This window comes from Burkholderiales bacterium (assembly GCA_035543335.1).
Taxonomy (GTDB): Bacteria; Pseudomonadota; Gammaproteobacteria; order Burkholderiales; family JAHFRG01; genus JAHFRG01.
Window position 1 is genome coordinate 151886 of the sequence record DASZZH010000025.1, and the last position, 15366, is coordinate 167251.

The 15366-nt window shown below is 59.4% G+C and carries 15 protein-coding genes and 1 riboswitch; of the genes, 13 read left to right on the forward strand and 2 right to left on the reverse strand.

Features of this window, described 5'->3' with window-relative positions:
• The first annotated feature begins 115 nt into the window (after nt 1–115).
• The 13 genes from VHE58_05915 (at nt 116) to VHE58_05975 (ending at nt 13879) form a co-directional block, all read left to right on the forward strand.
• Nucleotides 116–2656: a FimV/HubP family polar landmark protein gene (locus tag VHE58_05915; protein HVS26820.1), complete on the forward strand. Its 2541-nt coding sequence runs from the start codon at nt 116–118 to the stop codon at nt 2654–2656.
• Between the two features lie 39 nt (nt 2657–2695).
• Nucleotides 2696–3265: a CbiQ family ECF transporter T component gene (locus tag VHE58_05920; GenBank protein HVS26821.1), complete on the forward strand. Its 570-nt coding sequence runs from the start codon at nt 2696–2698 to the stop codon at nt 3263–3265.
• Nucleotides 3262–4044 carry a tRNA pseudouridine(38-40) synthase TruA gene (gene truA, locus VHE58_05925; GenBank protein ID HVS26822.1) on the forward strand — a complete coding sequence of 261 codons (783 nt, stop codon included), beginning with the start codon at nt 3262–3264 and terminating at the stop codon, nt 4042–4044. The genes VHE58_05920 and truA overlap by 4 nt, the downstream gene beginning before the upstream one ends.
• 15 nt (nt 4045–4059) lie before the next feature.
• The gene (locus tag VHE58_05930; protein ID HVS26823.1) at nt 4060–4677 is read left to right on the forward strand and encodes a phosphoribosylanthranilate isomerase; all 618 of its coding nucleotides are present in this window, start codon (nt 4060–4062) and stop codon (nt 4675–4677) included.
• A gap of 89 nt (nt 4678–4766) precedes the next feature.
• Nucleotides 4767–5960, forward strand: a complete 1194-nt coding sequence (gene trpB, locus VHE58_05935; protein ID HVS26824.1) for a tryptophan synthase subunit beta — start codon at nt 4767–4769, stop codon at nt 5958–5960.
• A 97-nt stretch (nt 5961–6057) separates the two neighbouring features.
• Nucleotides 6058–6861, forward strand: a complete 804-nt coding sequence (trpA, locus tag VHE58_05940) for a tryptophan synthase subunit alpha (protein HVS26825.1) — start codon at nt 6058–6060, stop codon at nt 6859–6861.
• A 4-nt stretch (nt 6862–6865) separates the two neighbouring features.
• Complete coding sequence (gene accD, locus VHE58_05945; protein HVS26826.1) at nt 6866–7735, forward strand: acetyl-CoA carboxylase, carboxyltransferase subunit beta; 870 nt, start codon at nt 6866–6868, stop codon at nt 7733–7735.
• Between the two features lie 437 nt (nt 7736–8172).
• Nucleotides 8173–9438 (forward strand): bifunctional tetrahydrofolate synthase/dihydrofolate synthase, encoded by a 1266-nt coding sequence (gene folC, locus VHE58_05950; GenBank protein ID HVS26827.1) that lies wholly within the window; start codon nt 8173–8175, stop codon nt 9436–9438.
• A gap of 26 nt (nt 9439–9464) precedes the next feature.
• On the forward strand, nt 9465–10058 hold the full coding sequence (locus VHE58_05955; protein HVS26828.1) for an SPOR domain-containing protein: 594 nt from the start codon (nt 9465–9467) through the stop codon (nt 10056–10058).
• A 5-nt stretch (nt 10059–10063) separates the two neighbouring features.
• A complete protein-coding gene (locus tag VHE58_05960) occupies nt 10064–10555 on the forward strand; it encodes a CvpA family protein (GenBank protein HVS26829.1) in 492 nt (163 codons plus the stop codon).
• 12 nt (nt 10556–10567) lie between these two features.
• Nucleotides 10568–12094 (forward strand): amidophosphoribosyltransferase, encoded by a 1527-nt coding sequence (purF, locus tag VHE58_05965; GenBank protein ID HVS26830.1) that lies wholly within the window; start codon nt 10568–10570, stop codon nt 12092–12094.
• Nucleotides 12095–12116: 22 nt separating this feature from the next.
• Nucleotides 12117–12189, forward strand: a riboswitch (SAM riboswitch).
• Between the two features lie 47 nt (nt 12190–12236).
• Entirely contained in the window at nt 12237–13415 is a 1179-nt protein-coding gene (locus tag VHE58_05970) for an O-succinylhomoserine sulfhydrylase (protein HVS26831.1), read from the forward strand.
• Between the two features lie 197 nt (nt 13416–13612).
• Entirely contained in the window at nt 13613–13879 is a 267-nt protein-coding gene (locus VHE58_05975) for a redoxin domain-containing protein (protein HVS26832.1), read from the forward strand.
• A 135-nt stretch (nt 13880–14014) separates the two neighbouring features.
• On the opposite strand, the gene VHE58_05980 is transcribed toward VHE58_05975, so the two are convergent.
• The gene (locus VHE58_05980) at nt 14015–14737 is read right to left on the reverse strand and encodes a UDP-2,3-diacylglucosamine diphosphatase (protein ID HVS26833.1); all 723 of its coding nucleotides are present in this window, start codon (nt 14735–14737) and stop codon (nt 14015–14017) included.
• Nucleotides 14738–14828: 91 nt separating this feature from the next.
• A complete protein-coding gene (locus tag VHE58_05985; GenBank protein HVS26834.1) occupies nt 14829–15320 on the reverse strand; it encodes a peptidylprolyl isomerase in 492 nt (163 codons plus the stop codon).
• Nucleotides 15321–15366 lie beyond the last annotated feature (46 nt).

Here is a 15366-nt window from a genome sequence, read left to right on the forward strand (position 1 = left end):
GCTTGCATCTCTAACTCCATGATGTTAATTTAAATACCCCCCTAAAAACTATAAAGGTTAATGAGTGCGAAAATCTGGATTTAAAGCTTGGTTGCTAGTAGGCACATTATTTATATTGCCTTGCTTTGCGCATGCCGCCGGCTTGGGCAGGCTCACGGTCAACTCCAGCCTCGGCCAGGCGCTTGACGCCGAGGTTGAGCTCCTTGGCGTGCAAAAAGGGGAGTTGGATACGCTGGCGGCGAAACTGGCCTCGGCCGAAGCATTCCGTAAGGCCAATGTTGAATTCAGTCCCGCGCTCCCCGCCATCAAATTCAGCATCGAAAAAAAGCCTGACGGCCAGCCTTATCTCAAACTTAAAACGCTGCACCCGGTCAACGAACCGTTTCTCGATTTTCTGATTGAACTTAACTGGGCCTCGGGCCGGCTGGTGAAGGAATACACGGCCCTGCTTGACCCGCCTGGTTATGAGCCGAGGCCCACGCTGGCGCCAGCCGCGCCACTCGCACCGGTCGCCATGCCCGAGGTCCAACCCTTGCCCGAGGAAGCGCTGCAGCCCGAAGTGGCGGGCGTGCCGCCGGACGAAAAAATCGGCGCCGAAGCGCAAGCCGTACCGCAGGAAGCGGCCGCCGCCCCGGAAACACCCGCGCCGCAAGAAGTGGCCGCTGCCCCGGAAACACCCGCGCCACTAGCCGAAGCGGTCGAGGAGAAAAAAACCTATGGACCGATAAAGCACGGTGAGACGCTGCGCAAGATCGCCGAAAGTGTAAAGTCTATCGACTATACTTCGGAACAAATGCTGGTCGGGCTGTTTCGCTCCAACAAGGAAGCCTTCATGGGCAACAATATGAACCGGATGAAAACCGGCCCGATTCTGCGCGTACCGGAAAACACCGAGCTCTCCACCATTGATCCGAATAATGCGGTCAAGGAAGTGCGCGTACAGGCGCGCAACTGGAATGCCTACCGGCAAAAGCTCGCCGAGGCCGCGGGTCAGGTCACACCTGCTGCTACCGCCAAGCAAAGCGCAAGTGGCGAGATTTCCACCAAGATTGAAGAAAAGGCCACACCCAAGGAGCCGGGCAAGGAAGTGTTGAAGCTCTCCAAGGGTGAAGCGGGCACCGGCGGCAAGCCCGCTGCCGGCGACAAGGCGCTGCAGGAACGACTGCGCTCGCTCGAAGAAGAAATCATCGCCCGTGAAAAGGCGGTCAAGGAAGCCAACGAGCGCATCGCGATGCTGGAAAAGAACATTCGCGACATGCAGAAGCTGCTCGAACTCAAAAACCAGAACCTCGCGGAAGTCCAGAAACAAGCGGGCGTGGCGAAACCTGCTCAGCCTGCGCCGCAGCCGCAACCTGCCGCCCAGCCCACGGCCAAGCCGGAGCAAAAACCGGCTCAAGTCGCACAACAGTCGCCGCCGAAGGACCAGCCCAAGCCAAAAGTTGTCACGCCACCGCCGGAGACCTCGTTCTTGGATGATATCCTCGACAACCCCCTGTATCTGGGGGGAGGAGCGGGCCTCATAATCGCGTTACTCGGACTCGGCTACATAGCCGTGAGAAAAAAAAAATCAATAACGCGTTTTGAAGACAGCGTTATCAGCGGCGACCTGAAGACCAGCACAGTTTTCGGCAACACCGAGGGGGGGACGGTCAATACCGGCGACAGCTCAATCATGAGCGACTTCGCCGGCAAGGTCGGCGGCACCATCAACACCGATGATGTCGATCCGCTCGCGGAGGCCGAAGTCTACATCGCCTACGGTCGCGATACGCAGGCCGAAGAAATCCTCAAAGAGGCGCTGAAAAAAGACCCGACGCGCCAGCAAATCCATCTGAAGCTTCTAGAAATCCTCGCCAACCACAAGAATGTGCCGGCGTTTGAGTCAATTGCCAGCGATCTCTATGCGGCATGCGGCGGCAAGGGCCTGCTCTGGAACAAAGCCGTCTATCTCGGCTACAAGATTGATCCCAATAACCCGATGTACGCCTCCGCCAAAGGCGCAGCCGCGGAGATGAGGGAAGAAACTGCACCGCCGCCCAGCCCGCCGCATATGGATTTCAACGTCGGGGTGCCCTCTACCGGTGAGTCGGGTGAAGTCAAACCCGATATCGCCATCGACACCGTCGCGCCCGCCGCGCCGGATAATGTGGATATAAGCTTCGAAGTCCCCACGTCTGAAACTGCGAAGATCATACCCGACATACCATTTGAAATTGCCCAGCCCGCCGATGGCGAAACCGATTTTGATCTCGGTTCGACCGGTGCAGAACCTCCCCTGGCAGCGGAGCCGTTAAAGCCGTCGCAAGAAGCGGAACCCGCGCCGGAAATGATCAGCTATAATTTCGAGCCTTTCAAGCCGGCCAAGGCTCCGGCTCCCGCGCCGGCCACGTCAGGAGCTGACCCGGTTCACATTGACTTTTCCGGCATCAGCCTGAACCTCGACGAGCCGGCGGCCGCTCCGGCAGCGGTGCCTAAGGCTGCCGAAGAAGCCGCCAAGGACCAGCATTGGTACGATGTGCAGACCAAGTATGACCTGGCCAAGGCCTACTTCGAGATGGGCGACAAGGAAGGCGCACGCGAAATTCTGCAAGAAGTGGCGCAGGAAGGCGACGCCAAGCAGCAGGAAGCGGCAAAAGGCCTGCTGGCACAACTCTGATCCGGTTTACCCGCAACACTTTTTATCCCAGCCTTGGTCATGCCATTGCATCCGGCAACCCGAATTGGTATTTGGCTGCTGCTTGCGATCGGCGTGCAAGGACTCCATTCCGCCGGGCTTGCCGCTTTAAGCCTGCTGTTGCTGATCGTGGCCTGCCGTTTCCACGGGTTCCCGCTTTTGCTCAAGCGTGCGCGCTGGCTGTTTCTTTCCTTGTTGGTCATTTATGCCATTGCCACGCTGGGCGAGCTATTGTGGCCGCAAGTCGGCGCGGCGAGTCCGACCGTCGAAGGTTTGCGCGAAGGCGCATTGCAAGCTTGGCGGCTCCTATGTTTGCTCGCGGCATTGGCTTGGTTTTTGGCGGGCACGCCGCGTGATGCGCTGATCGGCGGCTTGTACCGGATGCTCCATCCTTTCTTCGGTAACCATGCCGGGCGCATTGCGGTGAGGATGGCGCTTACGCTTGATTACGCCGAACAGGCGGCAGGTGTTGAAAACTGGAAAAACGCATTCAACGCGGAATTCGATACGACTGATACAGTATCAACGATCAGCCTGCGCCTCGAGCCCTTCACCTGGCGCGATGTGGTAGTGCTGGCGGGGGTAGCGTGAGAATCGCGCTCGGACTGGAATATAACGGCGCCGCGTTTTGCGGCTGGCAAAGCCAGCCCGGCGGCTGCGCCGTGCAGGACGCGGTGGAAGCGGCTCTCTCTCAAGTCGCCGGGGAGAAATTGAGCCTTACCGCCGCCGGGCGCACCGATGCCGGCGTGCATGCGCTTTCGCAAGTCGCACATTTCGATACCGCCGCAGACCGGCCGGACACCGCATGGGTGCGCGGCGTGAATGCGCTGTTGCCGCAAAGCGTGGCGGCGCTGTGGGCGCAACCCGTCGCCGACGATTTCCACGCGCGTTTTTCCGCCATTGAACGTTGCTATCGCTATGTCCTTCTCAACACCGCAGTGCGCCCGGCCTTGCACGAGGGAAAGGCGGGCTGGTTTCATCAACCGCTTGATATGGAAAAAATGCGCGAAGCGGCGACGGTCCTGCTGGGAAAACACGATTTCAGCGCGTTTCGAGCGGCGGAATGCCGGGCGCGCTCGCCGATAAAAGAGCTGCGGCGCATTGACATTACGCGCCAGCAGGATTGGTTGGTATTCGAATTTTGCGCCGACGCGTTTTTGCACCACATGGTGCGCAATATCGTAGGCTGTCTGGTGTACGTGGGCAGCGGCCGTTGTCCCACCCGGTGGCTTGACGAAGTTCTGCAAAGCCGGGATCGAAGCACGGCGGCGCCGACATTCAGTCCCGCCGGGCTGTATTTATCGGCGGTGCGCTATGAAACGAAGTGGCGCCTGCCCGATTTTAATCGTACCATGCTGCTTTTTCCGTAAACCGTAAACCGATTCATGCCTACCCGCGTAAAAATCTGCGGCATTACCCGCGCGCAAGACGGCGCGGCGGCGGGACAATTGGGCGCGCACGCCGTCGGCCTCATGTTTTATGAGAAGAGCCCGCGCTTTGTCTCGCTCGAAACAGCGCGCGAAGTGATTGCGGCGTTGCCGCCGTTTGTTGCGCGTGTCGGTGTTTTCGTCAATCCGGACGAGGCGCAGGTGCGCGCCGTTCTCGACGCCTTGCGGCTTGATTTCTTGCAGTTTCATGGCGATGAAGCGCCGGAATTTTGCCGCCGGTTCGGGGCGCCTTACCTTAAAGCAGTGCGAGTCAAGAAGGGTGTGGATTTGTTACAATACGCATCTCGCTATCACGAAGCCAAAGGGCTGCTCCTGGACGCCCACAGCGAAAGCGTGTACGGCGGCACCGGCGAAGCGTTCGATTGGCGGCTCATCCCGCGGCGGCTACCGCTGCCGGTGATACTCTCCGGCGGCCTTAACGTCGCGAACGTGGCCGCCGCCATCCGGCAGGTCAAACCGTGGGCGGTGGACGTCTCGAGCGGGGTGGAATCGGCGAAAGGCATCAAGGACGCGGCGAAAATCGTCGCATTTATAAAAAAGGTCAGGAGCGCCTAACATGATAAAACGTACTTTGCAACGGTGCCGATTTGGGATGCAGGCCGCAACGCATGCGCGTTTCATTATGTTAGGCGCTCCATATGCGAATGTATGACCTTCCCGACGAGCATGGCCATTTTGGGAAATACGGCGGCGTGTTCGTCGCCGAGACGCTGATTCACGCCCTTGATCAACTGCGTGAAGGCTACCAACGCTACCGCAATGATGCCGAATTCCAGGCGGAATTCGCCGACGAGCTCAAGCACTACGTCGGGCGCCCGAGTCCGGTTTACCACGCCAAACGCTGGTCGCGCGAGCTCGGCGGCGCGCAAATTTTGCTCAAGCGCGAAGACCTCAATCACACCGGCGCGCACAAAATCAACAACACCGTGGGCCAGGCGCTGCTCGCCCGCCGCATGGGCAAGCCGCGCGTGATTGCCGAGACCGGCGCCGGCATGCACGGCGTGGCGACCGCCACGGTGGCGGCGCGCTATGGCATGGAATGCGTGGTGTACATGGGCTCCGCAGACATAAAGCGCCAGGCCACCAACGTCTACCGCATGAAATTGCTCGGCGCCAGCGTGGTGCCGGTGGAGTCCGGCTCGAAAACGCTCAAGGACGCGCTCAACGAAGCGATGCGCGACTGGGTGACCAATGTCGAGAATACCTTTTACATCATCGGTACCGTCGCGGGTCCGCATCCTTATCCGATGATGGTGCGCGATTTCCAATCCATCATCGGGCGCGAGGCGAAAACCCAGATGCAGGAAATGTTCGGGAGACAGCCGGATGCGGCCATCGCCTGCGTCGGTGGCGGCTCCAACGCAATGGGCTTGTTTTATCCTTATATCGAGGAAAAAAGTGTGCGGCTCATCGGAGTGGAAGCGGGCGGCTTGGGGCTGTCCAGCGGCAAGCACGCGGCGACGCTGTGCACCGGCAGGCCCGGAGTGCTGCACGGCAACCGTACTTATCTCATGCAGGATGAAAACGGCCAGATCATGGAGACGCACTCGATATCGGCGGGACTGGATTACCCGGGCGTCGGCCCCGAACATGCCTGGCTGAAAGACAGCGGCCGCGCCGAATACGTTAATGTGACCGATGACGAAGCGCTGAAGGCGTTTCATGGCCTGTGCCACATGGAAGGCATCATTCCGGCGCTGGAATCCGCTCATGCGCTGGCTTATGCGGCGAAAATCGCGCCGCAGATGGGCAGGGAACAACTGCTGCTGGTGAATCTTTCCGGACGCGGCGACAAGGACATGAACACCGTGGCCAATCTTTCCGGCATCAAATTCTAAATGCGTAAGGAGATAGGAGTGAGGAGTAAGGCGTTAAAATCCAGTTACACTCTACGTGCCCCTCACTCCTTACACCTTACCCCTCACTGAATTTACTATGTCACGCATAGCGGCAACTTTCAGCAGACTGCAGCAGCAGAAGAAAAAAGCGCTGATTCCCTTCATCACCGCGGGCGACCCCGAGCCGGGCATGACGGTGAAAATGATGCAGACCTTGTCCGAAGGGGGCGCGGACATTATCGAGCTGGGGGTGCCGTTTTCCGACCCGATGGCGGACGGGCCGACCATCCAGCGCTCTTACGAGCGGGCGCTGAAACACCGCATCAGCCTGAAACAAATACTGGACATGGTGGCGGAATTCCGCAAATCCAACCTGCACACGCCGGTGGTGCTGATGGGCTATGCCAACCCGATTGAAACGCTGGGGTATGAAAAATTTGCGGAAGCCGCGCAAGTCAGTGGGGTGGATGGCGTGCTGGTGGTGGATTATCCGCCGCAAGAATGCGTGGAACTGGTGAAACATTTGGAGCGTCGCGGAATCGATCCGATTTTTCTGCTGTCTCCGACGACGACCGAAGCGCGCATTGAGGAAGTGGTAAAGCTTTCCCGCGGCTACCTGTATTATGTGTCGTTGAAAGGGGTCACCGGCGCCAGGCATTTGGACTTAAGCGATGTGGCGAAGAAACTGCCGCAAATCCGCGCGCGCACCAAGCTGCCGGTGGGCGTGGGTTTCGGCATCCGTGATGCGCAAACCGCCATGGCGGTGGCGGGATTGGCCGATGCCGTGGTGGTGGGAAGCCGGATTGTCGAGGAAGTGGAAAAATCGGCAAAAGACCAGGTGCTGGGCAAGATCGCGGCGCTAATTCAGGACTTGCGCCGCGCCATAGATCAACCGGGGTGATGCCATGAGCTGGCTGCAAAAATTACTGCCACCGAAGATCAAACGCACTCCCTCCGGGACCAAGAAAACGGTTCCGGAAGGCTTGTGGACCAAGTGCTCCAAATGTGAAGCGGTGCTCTACCGTAGCGAGCTGGAGAATAACTTCAATGTCTGCCCCAAGTGCGGAAACCACCATCGTCTGAATGCGCGCGAACGCCTGGAAGCGCTGCTAGATGCGGAGGGGCGCTATGAAATCGGCGCTGAAGTCATGCCGGTGGACACGCTGAAATTCAAGGACGACAAGCGCTACAATGAACGGCTGGAGCAAGCACAAGAGGAAACCGGAGAGAGCGAGGCGCTGGTAGTGATGCAGGGCGGCATCAAGACCGTGCCGCTGGTTGCGGCCGCGTTCGAGTTCCGTTTCATGGGCGGCTCGATGGGCTCGGTGGTCGGCGAGCGCTTCGTGCGCGGCGTGCAGGTGTGCATTGATCAGAACCTGCCGCTGGTGTGTTTTACCTCAAGCGGCGGTGCGCGCATGCAGGAGGGCCTGCTGTCGCTCATGCAAATGGCGAAGACGGCCGCGGCGCTTACGCAACTTTCCGAAGCGAAATTGCCTTTCATTTCAGTGCTGACCGATCCCACCATGGGCGGGGTGTCGGCAAGTTTCGCCATGATCGGCGATGTGGTAATGGCCGAACCGGCGGCATTGATCGGTTTTGCCGGTCCGCGGGTGATCGAGCAGACCGTGCGCGAGACGCTGCCGGAAGGTTTTCAGCGTTCTGAATTCTTGCTGGAGCACGGCGCGATTGACATGATCGTCGACCGCCGGCAGATGCGCGACAAGCTCGCCAACCTGATTACGCTCTTGATGCGGCAACCGGCACCGACGGCCTGAGTCCGCGGCCTCCCTTCATTTTGAAACCTGAGCTGCCCAATCCCAAGCTGCAAAGCTGAGAGCCTCTAACATAATGAAACGGATTTGCGTTGCTGGCCAAAAAGCGATGAATGCGCGACGCGAGGCGCAGCCCAATAGCCATTGGGCAAGCCGAGCAACAAAGCAGGCGCGCTTTTTGGCCGCAACCCGCAGGGACGGCGGTGGCTGCGACTCGGGGAGCGAAGCTTTGGCGCGGGAGCAGCCGCAAGGCGCTCCGCTATGCAACGCATAATACAGCCGCTTGCGCCCCTGCCCGCACCACGCTGCGCGAGACCGGGTCCGGGGCGCTTTCGGCGCATGCCTTTGTCGCTCGCCTGCTTGTTGGAGAATAACCCAACGGCGCGGCTCGCTTCGCGGCCTGCCTCCGAAACCGACGCCGTCGCACTATTCGTTTCATTATGTTAGAGGCTCTAGACGACTGGCTTGCCTATCTGGAAAGCCTGAACCCGCGCTCGATTGCCTTGGGCCTCGAGCGCGTGGCGCAAGTCAAGGAAGCGCTCAGGCTCCAACCCGGATTTCCCATAATTACGGTGGGCGGGACTAACGGCAAAGGCTCAACCTGCGCGTTTCTGGAAAGCATACTCGCGACTGCCGGTTATCGCGTCGGCTGCTACACCTCGCCGCACCTGCTCCAATACAACGAGCGCGTGCGCATCAACCGGGCGCCGGCGGGGGATGCCGCATTTCTGCAAGTGTTCGAGAAGATTGAAGCGGCGCGCAACGGCATCCCGCTGACTTATTTCGAATATGGGACTCTCGCTGCGATGCTGCTTTTCATCGAGGCGAAGCTCGATGTGGCGATCCTGGAAGTGGGCCTGGGCGGCAGGCTTGATGCGGTGAACGCTTTCGACGCCGATTGCGCGGCGGTGACGGGCGTGGATTTCGACCACATGGATTATCTCGGCAACACGCTGGAACAAATCGCCTTCGAAAAGGCCGGTATTTTCCGCGAAGACCGGCCCGCTATTTGCGCCGAGCCCCATCCTCCTGCAACCCTGATTCAGCATGCGCGGAATATCGGCGCGCGACTTATTTCGATTAACCGGGATTTCGGCTACGTGGCGGAAAAAAACCAGTGGCAATACTGGGGACGCCACGGCAAGCGTCACGCGCTGCCTTATCCGGCGCTGCGCGGCGCGTATCAATTGCAAAATGCCAGCGCCGGTTTGGCCGTGCTGGATGAGTTGAAACAGCGGTTTCCGGTGGGCATGGAGGAAATCCGCCGCGGGCTGCTCGAAACCGACTTGCTGGCGCGCTTCCAAGTGCTGCCGGGACGGCCCACGGTGATCCTCGATGTGGCGCACAATCCGCAAGCCGCTGCGGGGTTATCGGAGAACCTTTTCAACATGGGTTTTTACCGCAACACCTACGCGGTGTTCGGCATGCTCAAGGACAAAGATATCGCCGGCGTGGTGCGGCGGCTGGCCCCGCAGGTGGACCGCTGGTTGCTTGCCACTATCCACGAGCGCCGCGGCGCCACGGCGGATGACCTGGCGCGGGAATTGCAGCAGGTGGGAATCCCGCAAAACGCCATGCAAACCTATGACCATCCCGGCGCGGCGTATGGGCACGCCTGTAATCTGGCGGCCGAAAATGATAGAATTCTCGTTTTCGGCTCTTTCCATACTGTTGCCGGGGTGTTGCGCCGGCGCAGCGGCGAGTAAACCTTAGGAAGGAAATGTTTGCGCCTATGGCAAGAACGATCGGCGACGAGCAATTGCAACTCAAGAAGCGCGCCCGGCGGCGCCTGATCGGGGCCATTGCGCTGGTAACATTGATGGTGTTGGTGCTGCCGCTGCTCCTCGATGGCGAGTCCAAGCCGGTAAGCCCCGACATCAGCATCCAGATTGCGCCATGGAACAGCGGCGCTTTTACTTCGCGTGTGGTTCCGGTTCCCGAGAAATCGGGTGAAGCGGTGGCCGCAGAGAAAGTGCAAAAAGCCGAGAACATTGCGCCCCCACCCCCCGCCGCCAAACCGAATACCAATAAACCCGCCGAATCCGCTAAAACCACCGAGGAAAAAGCCGAGAAATCCGCGAAGGTAGAGAACAAATCTGGCGCTTATGTGGTACAGCTCGCCGCGTTTTCCAATAGCGGCAAGGCAAAGCAGTTGCAGCAGAAGCTGACTGCAAGCGGCATCCGCGCCTACACCGAGGTGCTGAAAACAGCGGGAGGAGAAAAAATCCGGGTGCGTGCCGGTCCTTATGAAAGCCGCGATGCCGCGGAAAAAGCGCTGGAGCGCCTGAAAACGCTGGGCATGGACGGAGTGGTGACTTCCAGGTAGCGGACATGACTGTTTTTGATTTCGCGGTCTTGCTGATTATTGTGTTGTCCGTTTTGCTGAGCGTGATTCGCGGCGCGGTGCGCGAAGTGCTGGCGCTGACGGCCTGGGTGGTGGCGTTCTGGGCGGCGCAATCGTACGCGGTGGAAACGGCGGCGCTGGTGCCGGGTGTGTTAAGCAATACGTCGCTGCGGCTGATGGCGGGATTTGCGGTGATATTTCTGACGGTGCTGGTGATCTTGAGCCTGGTCGCGATTCTATGCTCCAGATTCGTGAAAGCCACGGGTTTGAGCGCGGCCGACCGCTGCCTGGGAGCAGTATTCGGCCTGGCGCGAGGTTACTTGATTGTGCTGATATTGGTGCTGCTGGGAGGCCTCACTTCGCTGCCCAAGCAGCCGTTGTGGAAGGACGCGTTATTCAGTTCATCGCTGGAAAAAGTGGTCATCTACGTTAAAACTTGGCTGCCAGAAGGCCTGTCAAAACGGATTAGCTACTCATAGAAGGAAACGGTAATGTGCGGAATTCTCGGCGTCGTGGCGAAGACACCGGTCAACCAGCTCCTGTATGACGGACTGCTGGTGCTGCAGCACCGCGGCCAGGATGCCGCCGGCATCGTCACCGCCGAAGGCAGTACCTTCCACATGCACAAAGGCAGCGGCATGGTGCGCGACGTGTTCCGCACCCGCAACATGCGCGAGCTGCAGGGCAATATGGGCATCGCCCATGTGCGCTATCCCACCGCCGGTTCCGCCGACTCGCCCGCCGAAGCGCAACCGTTCTATGTCAATTCGCCTTTCGGCATTGTGCTCGGCCACAACGGCAATCTCATCAACACCGAACAGTTGAAGCACGATTTGTTCCGTCAGGACCTGCGCCACGTCAACACCAATTCCGATTCAGAGGTATTGCTGAATGTTCTCGCGCACGAGCTGCAGGAGGCCTGCGGCGGCCACGCGCTGGATGCGCCGGCCATTTTCAACGCAGTGTGCGGCGTCTACCGCCGCTGCCGCGGCGCCTACGCCGTGGTGGCGATGATTGCGGGCTACGGTTTGCTCGCGTTCCGCGATCCGCACGGCATCCGCCCGCTGGTGGTGGGGCAGTGCAAGAGTGAGCGCGGCATCGAGTACCTGGCGGCCTCAGAGAGCGTGGCGCTGGATACGCTGGGATTCGAGCTGATGCGCGACGTGGCGCCGGGCGAGGCGATTTTCGTCGACGATCAGGGCAATTTCTACAGCAAGCAGTGCGCCGCCGGCGCCATGCGCAATCCGTGCATTTTCGAGTACGTGTATCTGGCGCGGCCGGACTCGATGATAGACGGCATTTCCGTATACGAAACGCGTCTGCACATGGGCGAGAGCCTTGCCGAAAAGATTCGCCGGCAATACCGCGCCCTTGAAATCGACGTGGTGATCCCGATCCCCGATTCCAGCCGCCCGAGCGCGATGCAACTGGCGAACCGCCTCGGCATTCCCTATCGCGAAGGCTTCATCAAGAACCGCTACATCGGCCGCACTTTCATCATGCCGGGGCAGGCGATACGCAGGAAATCGGTGCGGCAGAAGCTCAACGCGATGGCGGTGGAATTCAAGGGCAAGAACGTGCTGCTGGTGGATGATTCCATTGTACGCGGCACCACCAGCAGCGAGATCGTGCAAATGGCGCGCGAAGCCGGGGCGCGCAAAGTGTATTTCGCCTCGGCCGCGCCTCCGGTGCGCTTCCCCAACGTCTACGGCATCGACATGCCGACCCGCCAGGAGCTGATTGCCAATGGCCGGAACGAGGACGAAGTGGCGCGCGCGATCGGCGCCGACAAGCTGATTTACCAGGATTTGGAGGCGCTGGTGGCCGCGGCGCGCAGGGGCAACCCGCAGATTACGCAGTTCGAGACTTCCTGCTTCAGCGGCGATTACATCACCGGCGATGTGTCCGAGGAATACCTTGCTTACATCGAAGCGCAGCGGCGCGACGGCGCGCGCCGGCAAAGGGAAGACGCCGCTTCCAGCAACCAGCTCGATTTGAATTTGCTTACCGTGGATTGACAATTCGATTTTGGCAGAGTAAGTTACACACTGCGCCGATTTGATATCAGCTTGCGGGCGCGTTATAAATGCCGCTAAAGCGAGGGCCAACCCGTTTTAGCCAAAAGCGAAACGGGTTTTTTGTTTTTTAAAGGGCGGAATCATGTCTGACGAATTTCAATTGGAAACTTTGGCGCTGCGCGCGGGCACGCACCGCACGCCGTTCAATGAGCATTCGGAAGCGCTGTTTCTGACTTCCAGCTTCGTGTTCGACAGCGCGGCGCAGGCGGCGGCGCGCTTTGCCGGCGACGAGCCGGGCAACATTTATTCGCGCTTCACCAATCCCACCGTCACAGCTTTCCAGGAGCGGCTTAGCGCGCTGGAAGGCGCGGAAGCCTGTGTCGCCACGTCGTCCGGCATGTCCTCCATTCTTACTTGCGTCATGGGGCTGCTTAAGAGCGGCGACCACATCATCGCGTCGCACAGCATTTTCGGTGCCACGGTGCAGCTCTTCACCAATATTTTTACGCGCTTCGGACTGGAAACCACTTTTGTTTCCGCGACCGATGTCGGCGCTTGGGAAAAAGCGGTAAAACCGAACACGAAAATGCTGTTCCTGGAAACGCCGTCGAACCCGCTGACCGAAATTTCCGACATCGCCGCGTTGAGCAGAGTAGCGAAAAAAGCCGGAGCGTGGCTGGTAGTGGACAACTGCTTCTGCACGCCGATGCTGCAGCGGCCGCTGGAATTCGGCGCCGACATCATCATTCATTCCGCGACCAAGTATCTCGAAGGACAAGGCCGGGTGCTGGGCGGCGCGGTGCTGGGCAAGCGCGAAGTAATTATGGAAGGCGTGTTTGGTTTTCTGCGCACGGCGGGGCCTACGTTAAGCGCGTTCAACGCCTGGGTGTTGCTTAAGGGTTTGGAGACACTGAAAATCCGCATGGACGCGCATTCGGCAAACGCCTTGGAGCTGGCGCGCTGGCTGGAAAAGCAGCCGCAAATCGAACGCGTGTATTACCCCGGGCTGCCTTCGCACCCGCAGCATGCGCTTGCGAAAACACAGCAGAAGTCCGGCGGCGGCATCGTGTCGTTCATCGTCAAAGGCGGCAAGGCAGCGGCGTGGCAGGTGGTGGACGCCACGCGCATGATTTCGATCACCGCCAATCTCGGCGATGTGAAAAGCACGATTACCCATCCCGCGTCCACGACACACGGGCGCATTCCTCAGGAAGCGCGCAACGCGGCCGGCGTGGTGGATGGCTTACTGCGGATTGCGGTGGGCTTGGAAGCGCTGGACGATATCAAGACCGACCTTGAGCGCGGCTTGAAAAACGTTTAGCGGGCCAAGAACCGACAACATTTACCCGCCGCCTGAAAATCTGCCGCTCCCGGTGGATGACGGCGCGTGTAATCATCTGCCTGGTTTGCGCCTGCCTTCGATAGCCTTGTCCGCAACCGGCGGCGGCAAGGTGGAATTATCGAGTCTGGCCGGAACCGCTTTACTGTTATCCCCGCACCGGCAGGCCGGATCAGGAATTGCCGCCGGGCTGGAACGATATTCCCGGAGCGAGAGGCTGCACGCCGCAGAGTTGCGCCTTTCGCGACCATCACCAGGAACTCCGGCGGCGCAGCGCGTGCGTTTTTGGCTTAAGCACGCAAACCACCGAATACCAGCAGGAAGCCGCGCAAAGGCTGCATCTGCCCTTTGCGTTATTAAGCGACGGGGAGCTTCAATTCGTCAGTGCGTTGCGTCTGCCCACTTTTGACGTGGGAGGGATGACACTGACCAAGCGGCTTACCTGATCGTGCGCGACGGGCGGATTGTGAAAGTGTTTTATCCGGTGTTTCCGCCCGATCAGAACGCGGAGCAGGTCATTCACTGGCTTTTGCGCAACCCAGCGTAGCCACTATTAGTTCGTTTTTCGTGAATAGTTGAGGTTACAGCTTGATGGCGCTGCAGCCGGATTCGTCGCAACGCAGGTATTCGCCGTGCTTGTACCAATCGGACAACACCCAGCGCTCGCAGTTCTTGCCGTCCACCACATGCACGTGTTTCGCCGGGCGATGGGTGTGGCCGTGGATCAGCCGCGGATAATGGTATTCGTGTAGGACTTTGTCCATTGTCGCCGGAGCCACATCCATGATGGCTTCGGATTTCTGGCTCTTCTCCTGCTCGCTTTGCGCGCGCAGTTTTTCAATTGCCGCTTTGCGCTCGGACAGAGGCTGCGAGAGGAAGCCTTTCTGCCACGCCGGGTCCCGCACCTGGGCGCGGAACGCCTGGTAGGCGGTATCATCGGTGCACAGGGTGTCGCCGTGCATGATGAGCGTCGGCGTGCCGTAGAGGTCAATCAGGCTGGGGTCGGGTAGAAGTTTTGCGTTGCAGGCCCGGGCAAACTCTTCACCCATGAGAAAATCACGGTTGCCGTGAATGATGTAAAGCGGCACCTGCTGCTCGGTGAAATTGCGGAAGGCGGAAATCACCTGCGCATTGAAAGAATCATCCAAATCGTCGTCGCCGGCCCAGTATTCGAACAAATCGCCCAGCACATAGAGCGCCTGTGCTTTCGGCGCGATGCGTTCCATGAAAGTGAAGAAAATACGGTTGATGTGCGGGCGGCTCACGCACAGGTGCAAATCGGAAATGAACAGGGTGGGTTTCATAAGGAATCAGGATTCGGGATAAGCACGCATGGCAGAGTTCCACGAGTAGAATTTGGCCTGAACCCTGGCTCCTGAATCCTCAATCCTGCCTTTAGACAACTTCGGCGCGCTCGATGATGACGTCCTGCACCGGCACATCCTCATGCCCGGCGCGCATCCCGGTTTTGACCTTCCTGATTTTGTCGACCACGTCCGCGCCTTCCACCACGCGCCCGAACACGCAGTAGCCGTGGCCTTGTGGCGTCGCCGCGGTGAAGTTGAGGAAGGAGTTGTCGGCGACATTGATGAAAAACTGGCTGCTGGCGGAATGCGGATTCGAAGTGCGCGCCATGGCGATGGTGTAAGCCTCGTTTTTGAGGCCGTTGTCGGCCGCGTTCTTGATTGGCCCGCGCGTTGCTTTCTGCTTCATTCCCGGCTCGAAGCCGCCACCCTGAATCATGAAGCCGTCGATGACGCGGTGGAACAAGGTGCTGCCGTAAAAACCGCTTTCCACATACTGGAGAAAATTAGCCACGGTAAGCGGCGCTTTCCCGGCATTGAGTTCAAGGGTAATGGTGCCGAGGCTGGTGTGGAACTTGACCATTTTTCATCCTTTGCCGGTGGGCAGCGGGAAGGGAACCGGAAACTGG

What these genes read in the sequence shown, in the direction of transcription:
- VHE58_05970 (HVS26831.1), top strand. Translation starts at nt 12,237, where the DNA reads ATGTCTGACGAATTTCAATTGGAAACTTTGGCGCTGCGCGCGGGCACG.
- VHE58_05985 (HVS26834.1), bottom strand. Translation starts at nt 15,320, where the DNA reads ATGGTCAAGTTCCACACCAGCCTCGGCACCATTACCCTTGAACTCAAT.
- trpB (HVS26824.1), top strand. Translation starts at nt 4,767, where the DNA reads ATGTATGACCTTCCCGACGAGCATGGCCATTTTGGGAAATACGGCGGC.
- folC (HVS26827.1), top strand. Translation starts at nt 8,173, where the DNA reads ATGTTAGAGGCTCTAGACGACTGGCTTGCCTATCTGGAAAGCCTGAAC.
- VHE58_05980 (HVS26833.1), bottom strand. Translation starts at nt 14,737, where the DNA reads ATGAAACCCACCCTGTTCATTTCCGATTTGCACCTGTGCGTGAGCCGC.
- VHE58_05960 (HVS26829.1), top strand. Translation starts at nt 10,064, where the DNA reads ATGACTGTTTTTGATTTCGCGGTCTTGCTGATTATTGTGTTGTCCGTT.
- purF (HVS26830.1), top strand. Translation starts at nt 10,568, where the DNA reads ATGTGCGGAATTCTCGGCGTCGTGGCGAAGACACCGGTCAACCAGCTC.
- trpA (HVS26825.1), top strand. Translation starts at nt 6,058, where the DNA reads ATGTCACGCATAGCGGCAACTTTCAGCAGACTGCAGCAGCAGAAGAAA.
- VHE58_05920 (HVS26821.1), top strand. Translation starts at nt 2,696, where the DNA reads ATGCCATTGCATCCGGCAACCCGAATTGGTATTTGGCTGCTGCTTGCG.
- VHE58_05930 (HVS26823.1), top strand. Translation starts at nt 4,060, where the DNA reads ATGCCTACCCGCGTAAAAATCTGCGGCATTACCCGCGCGCAAGACGGC.
- accD (HVS26826.1), top strand. Translation starts at nt 6,866, where the DNA reads ATGAGCTGGCTGCAAAAATTACTGCCACCGAAGATCAAACGCACTCCC.
- VHE58_05955 (HVS26828.1), top strand. Translation starts at nt 9,465, where the DNA reads ATGGCAAGAACGATCGGCGACGAGCAATTGCAACTCAAGAAGCGCGCC.